Raw genomic sequence first — 5,939 nt, forward strand, 5'->3', positions numbered from 1 at the left:
GTGGAAGGCGAAACCCGCCCTCTGCCCGACCCCTTCTTCGTGATCGCGACGCAAAACCCGCTCGAGCAACTCGGCACCTACGCCCTGCCCGAGTCTCAGCTCGACCGCTTCATGATGCGGATCTCGCTAGGCTATCCCGACCGCGCTGCCGAACGCGCCTTGCTGGTCTCGGGCGACCGCCGATCGCGCCTCGCGCAGGTGCAGCCGGTGCTGACGCCGCTCGAGCTGTTGCGGCTGCAGGAACAGGTGAACGCCGTGTTCGCTTCCGACGCGCTGCTCGACTATTTGCAGGATGTGCTCGACGCCACCCGCAGCGGCCGCTGGTTTGTCGAGGGTTTGTCGCCGCGTGCGGGCGTGGCGTTGCTGCGCGCGGCCCGCGCCTGCGCACGGCTCGAGGGTCGCGACTACGTCACCCCCGACGATGTGCGCGCCATGCTGCCCAAGGTCGCTGCTCACCGTCTGCAGCCGCTGCCCGATTCGGGGCGCAGCGCGAGCGCGCAGCTCGAAGCCCTGCTGGAAGCCCTGCCGCTGGTCTGATCCTAAATCCGGCAGTTGACCGCTTTTCGCTGAATGCAAGGTGTTGATGTTTGAACAGTTTTCGGTACGGAGGCCGTTCACCGTTTGGGTGGGCGCGCCCAACTGCCGGATTTAGGCTGATGACAGAAAGGACAGCAAGAACCCTCGGCCTTCCCCACGCGCGCGCGGCGACCATCGACCGACCGCGCAGCCGATGGCCGCTGCCGGGCCGGATCGGGCGCGCGGTGCTCGCAGGCTCGCGGCTGCGCGCGCGATGGCAGCGCTGGATGGCCGCGCGTCACGAAGCGCGAGAGGACGTGACCCTCGACCACCGCACGGTTTACATCCTGCCGACCGGGGCGGGGTGGATGTTGGCGGCCACGCTGCTGGTGCTGCTCGTGGCCTCGATCAACTATCAGCTCAACCTGGGCTATCTGCTGACCTTTTTGCTCGCGGGCAGCGCGCTCGCCGCCATGCATGTCGGCCACGCCAACCTGCGCGGCCTGCGCCTGCGCCTGGGTCCGTCGCCGCGCTGCTTTGCAGGAGCGGCGGCGCCGCTCGTGGTCGCTCTGGCCGAAGCCGACGGCCGCGCGCGCTGGGCACTGGCCGTGCGCACGGTCCAAGCGCCCGAGGGCTGGGCCTACGCCGATGTGCCCGCGCAAGGGCAAGCCAGCGTGGAACTGGCATGGACACCGGCGCAGCGCGGTCGGCAAACGCCGCCCCTCGTGATCGTGCAGTCCTTGTTTCCGCTCGGCAGCTTTCGGGTTTGGACGGTCTGGCAGCCGCTGCGGCCGGTGCTGGTGTATCCCGCCCCGGAGCCGGCCGCGCCCCCGCTGCCGCACCCAGACCCCGAGCCCTTTTCGGACCTGGCGCGCAGCACGCGCGCGATGGCTCTGTCGGAGGAGTTCCACGGCCTGCGGCCCTGGCGACCGAGCGACGGGCTGCGCCGCGTGGCCTGGAAGAAGTTCGCCCGCAGCGGCGAGTTGCTCACTCGGGATGCCTCCGGCGCGGCGCCGGCTCCGCTGTGGCTCGATCTGGTGCAGACCGGGCTGCGGGACCGGGAGGCAGCGCTGTCCCGGCTCTGCGCCTGGGTGCTGGCCGCCGATCGGCTGGGGTTGCGGTATGGCCTGCGGCTCGGCGAGCTGCGGCTGGCGCCCGACAGGGGCGCGGCGCACTGCGACGCCTGCCTCAGCGCGCTGGCGCTCTATCCGCGGGAGCCGGGCGCATGAGCGCCGCACAGGACCACGCCCCAGAGGCCGGTGCGCACCGGCCTCGAAGCCTCGGGTTCCGGCCCCGAGCGGCGACGCTGCCGCGCGAAACCCGCGACACGCTGTTTTTGCTGCTCGTGATCGCGGCGGTGATCGCACCGCATCTGCCGCACATTCCGCTCTGGGCCGGCGCGGCGGCGGCCGCGGCCCTGGCCTGGCGCGCTGGGCTCGCCTGGATGCAGCGCCCTTTGCCCTCCCGCGGCTGGCTGATCGCCCTCACCGCAGGCGTCGCCGCGCTCACCGTCTACAGCCAGGGGACTTTGCTCGGGCGCGATGCGGGGCTGAGCTTGATCGTCGTGATGTTGGCGCTCAAAACGCTGGAGTTGCGGGCCCGACGCGACGCCATGGTGGTGTTTTTCCTCGGCTTCTTTACGCTGCTCACGCACTTCTTCTATTCGCAGTCGCTGGGTACGGCCGCGGCCATCGTGCTGGCGCTCTGGGGGCTGCTCACCGCTTTGGTGAATGCGCACCTGCCGCTGGGGCGACCGTCGCTGAAGATGGCGGCTGCGATGGCACTCAAGCTCACCCTCTGGGGCACGCCGGTGATGCTGGCGCTATTCGTGCTGTTTCCGCGCGTGGCGCCGCTCTGGGGGCTGCCAGCGGACGCCGAACGCGCGCGCAGCGGCCTATCGGCGAGTATGGACGTCGGCAACATCGCCCAACTGGTGCTCGACGACACACTGGTGATGCGGGTGCGCTTCGACGGGCCCGCGCCCGCCCAGCCCTTGCTGTATTTCCGCGGGCCGGTGCTCAGCGCCTACGACGGCCGCACCTGGCGGCCCACCCCCGTGCCGGAGCGTGCGGATGCCGAGCGCAGCGGCTCGCTGGTGCAGCCGCTGGGGGCACCGACCGGATATGAAGTGACGCTCGAGCCCACGCGCCAGCCCTGGCTGTTCGCACTCGAGTTTCCGCTGGTGCTGCCGCAGCTGCCGGGGCTGCTCACCCGCCGCACCGCGGACCAGCAGTGGCTGGCCGAGCGACCGATCCAAGAGCGCCAGCGTTATCGGGTCGTGAGCCACCTCGAACACCGCCTGGGGCCTTCCACGGCGCAAGGCCATGAACGGATCGCCCTGCGAGAGGCGGTCGCCCTGCCGCCGGGCTACAACCCTCGAACGCTGGAGCTTGCTGCCGAGCTGTTGCGCGATCCTGCGGTGCGCGCAGCCGGCGCGCGTGGGGCGGTGGATGCCGCCCTCGATCGCCTGCGCCGGGGCGGCTACCGTTACACGCTCGAGCCCCGGCCGGCCGGTGTGCATGCAGCCGATGCGTTCTGGTTCGACACGCGGGAGGGATTTTGCGAGCACATCGCGTCGGCCTTCGTCGTCCTGATGCGAGGCATGGACGTACCGGCGCGCGTGGTCACGGGCTACCAAGGGGGCACGTTCAACTCGGTCGATGGCGTGCTCGAGGTTCGCCAGAGCGACGCCCACGCCTGGGCCGAGGTTTGGATCGAAGGCGAGGGCTGGCTCCGCGTCGATCCCACGGCTGCGGTGGCGCCCAGCCGCATCGGCAGCTTCCAGCGTCTGGCGCTACCCGCCGGAGCGGTCGAGAGCACGCTGCTGCGCTTGAGCCCCACCCTGCTGCAGCGCCTGCGCGACGGCTGGCGTGCGCTCGACCATGCGTGGAACCAGTGGGTGCTGGACTACACGCCGCAACGGCAGTTCGATCTGTTGCGCCGATTCGGCATCCGCGAACCCGACAGCCGCGACCTGGGCGTCGCTCTGGCCGTGGTGGCGACGGTCGCCGCAGCGGCGACGGCTTGGGCGGGCGCCCGTCCGTGGCGCCGACGCGATCCGTGGCTGGCCACGCTCGAAGCCTGCCGCCGACGGCTGCGTCGAATGGGCTACGCGGTGCCGCCGCAAGCCACGCCCCGCGCGTTGATCCAAACGCTGCAAACGAAAGCCATCGAGCATCCTGCGCAGCGCGAGGCGGCCCTGCGCCTCTGCGCCGCGCTCGAAGCGCTGGAACGCGAGCGCTACGCACCAGCCATGCCCGAGCCCGGCGCGGCACGGGCTCACGCGCGCTCCAATCTTCGGCACGCACTCGCGCAGTTCGGCCGCCCCGGATTCAGACCATGACCGATCGTTTCAAAAATGCAATCATTTTGATAGCAATGATCGCCCAATTTTCGCCGGCGTTTGCGAAAAAACACCCCAAAAAGCCCACAGCGACGGCGATCACGGTCCGTGAGGAGCGGCTGGCGACGGCGGCGACGATGTACGCGCATCGGCCCGAAGCAATGGCGTTCGCCGACGATCTGGCCGAGCGCCGCGACCTCGACCGCGAGGCCGTGCGCGCGGCCATGGCCCAGGCCCGGCGGCTGCCGCAGGTCGAACGTCTGATCCTGCCGCCCCCCACCGCCCAGGCGAAGAACTGGCGGGCTTACCGGGCACGTTTCATCGAGCCGGTGCGCGTGGCCGCGGGCTTGCGCTTTTGGCGCGCCCATGCCGACACCCTCGCGCGGGCCGAGGCCGAGACCGGCGTACCCGCCGAGATCATCGTGGGCATCCTGGGCGTGGAGACGATCTGGGGGCAACAGATGGGAACGTTTCGGGTCATCGATACGCTGGCAACCCTGGCCTTCGACTTCCCTGCCGCACACCCACGCGCCGCCGCGCGGCAAGCGTTTTTCCGCGACGAACTCGAGCAGTTCCTGACCCGCGCGCAACGCACCGGCACCGATCCGCTGCAGCCCCGCGGCAGCTACGCGGGTGCGATGGGGATGCCGCAGTTCATGCCTTCGAGCGTCGCCAAGTACGCGGTGGACTTCGACGGCGACGGCACGGTGGATCTGAACACCCCCGCCGACGCGATCGGCTCGGTGGCCCACTATCTGCGGGCCTTTGGCTGGAAGCCGGGCGTGCCCACCCACTTCCAGGTGGAACTGCACGCCACGCCGGCCCAGTTGGATGCCCTACTCGCCCCCGACATCCTGCCCAGCTTCAGCGCGGCGCGATTGGCCGAACTCGGCGCGACGCCCGAGCCTGCCGCTCAGTCTTACGGCGGGCCGCTGGCGCTGGTGGAGTTGCAAAACGGCGGCGACGCGCCGAGCTATGTGCTCGGCACCGAAAACTTCTACGCCATCACACGCTACAACTGGAGCAGTTACTACGCGATGGCCGTGATCGAATTGGGCCTCGCGGTGCGCAAGGCCTGGGAAGCGCATGCGCGCAGCACGCAGACGGCAAACGAGCCGGTGGCGACCGCCGCCGAGCCGCGCGGCGAACGCTGATCAGCGCGGCGGCAGATACTTCGCCGGGTCGACCGGCTTGCCCTGACGCCGGATCTCGAAATGGAGCTTGGGCCGATCGGCGTCGCTGGCGCCGAGCTCGGCAATCTTCTGTCCCTTGCGCACCGTCTGGTCTTCCTTCACCAGCAGCGTCTGGTTGTGCGCGTAGGCGGTCAGGAAGGTGTTGTTGTGCTTGAGGATGACGAGGTTGCCGTAGCCGCGCAAGCCCGCGCCCGCGTAGACGACCCGGCCATCGGCCGCAGCCACGACCGGATCACCGGGCTTGCCCGCAATGTCGATGCCCTTGTTTTTCTGCTCGTCGAAGCCCGCGATCACCGCGCCGCTCGCGGGCCAGATGAACGAAATGCCCGCATCGGCCGCCGCCGAGGCATCTGGCTTCGCTTCCTCGGGCTTGGATGCCACCGAGCTGGCTGCGGCCGGCGCAGTCGCCGACGCGCTGGACGCCGCCGAGCCCGCCGGGACGGGGCTCACCGTCACGCTGGCCGCACCGATGGGCCGCGTCACCACACCGCTCGCGGCGGGTTCGGGTGCCGCTGACGAGCCGCCGCTGGTCCCCGAGACCGGCGGAATCACCCGCAAGACCTGACCGACCTCGATCTGGTTCGGGTTGTCGAGCTTGTTCCAGCGCGCGAGATCGCGCCAGGACTGCCCGGTCTCGAGCCCGATGCGCATGAGTGTGTCGCCCGGACGCACCGTGTAGTAACCCGGCTTGCCCGCGTTTTCGGCCCCGGGCAGGGGCTTGGCAACCTCAGGCGCCGCGGGGGCGGGGGCCGATGGCGCGGGCAGGCGGCCGGCTGCAAGACCCCGGTCCTCCACGGGCGCCCGTGTGGGCCGGCTCGACGAGCACGCACCCAGCGTCGCCGCCACGAAAACCACCAGGCCGAGGGCCCGCCAACGATGAAATCCAA

At 70.3% G+C, this 5,939-nt stretch carries 5 protein-coding genes; 4 read left to right on the forward strand and 1 reads right to left on the reverse strand.

The annotated features are described in order from the left end of the window. The 4 genes from JHC36_RS04865 to mltB all read left to right on the forward strand — a co-directional run. A partial coding sequence (locus JHC36_RS04865; protein ID WP_287916563.1) for an AAA family ATPase occupies positions 1-537 on the forward strand: 537 nt, incomplete at its 5' end. A gap of 119 nt (positions 538-656) precedes the next feature. Further along, on the forward strand, positions 657-1,745 hold the full coding sequence (locus JHC36_RS04870; RefSeq protein WP_287916566.1) for a DUF58 domain-containing protein: 1,089 nt from the start codon (positions 657-659) through the stop codon (positions 1,743-1,745). Continuing rightward, positions 1,742-3,859 carry a transglutaminase TgpA family protein gene (locus tag JHC36_RS04875; RefSeq protein ID WP_287916569.1) on the forward strand — a complete coding sequence of 706 codons (2,118 nt, stop codon included), beginning with the start codon at positions 1,742-1,744 and terminating at the stop codon, positions 3,857-3,859. The genes JHC36_RS04870 and JHC36_RS04875 overlap by 4 nt, the downstream gene beginning before the upstream one ends. Continuing rightward, positions 3,856-5,013: a lytic murein transglycosylase B gene (mltB, locus tag JHC36_RS04880; RefSeq protein WP_503006877.1), complete on the forward strand. Its 1,158-nt coding sequence runs from the start codon at positions 3,856-3,858 to the stop codon at positions 5,011-5,013. The genes JHC36_RS04875 and mltB overlap by 4 nt, the downstream gene beginning before the upstream one ends. Here mltB and JHC36_RS04885 read toward each other — a convergent pair. Then, on the reverse strand, positions 5,014-5,939 hold a 926-nt coding region (locus JHC36_RS04885), incomplete at its 5' end, for a peptidoglycan DD-metalloendopeptidase family protein (protein ID WP_503006879.1).

The organism is Tibeticola sp. (genome assembly GCF_022759015.1).
In the GTDB taxonomy this organism is placed as follows: Bacteria; Pseudomonadota; Gammaproteobacteria; order Burkholderiales; family Burkholderiaceae_C; genus Tibeticola; species Tibeticola sediminis.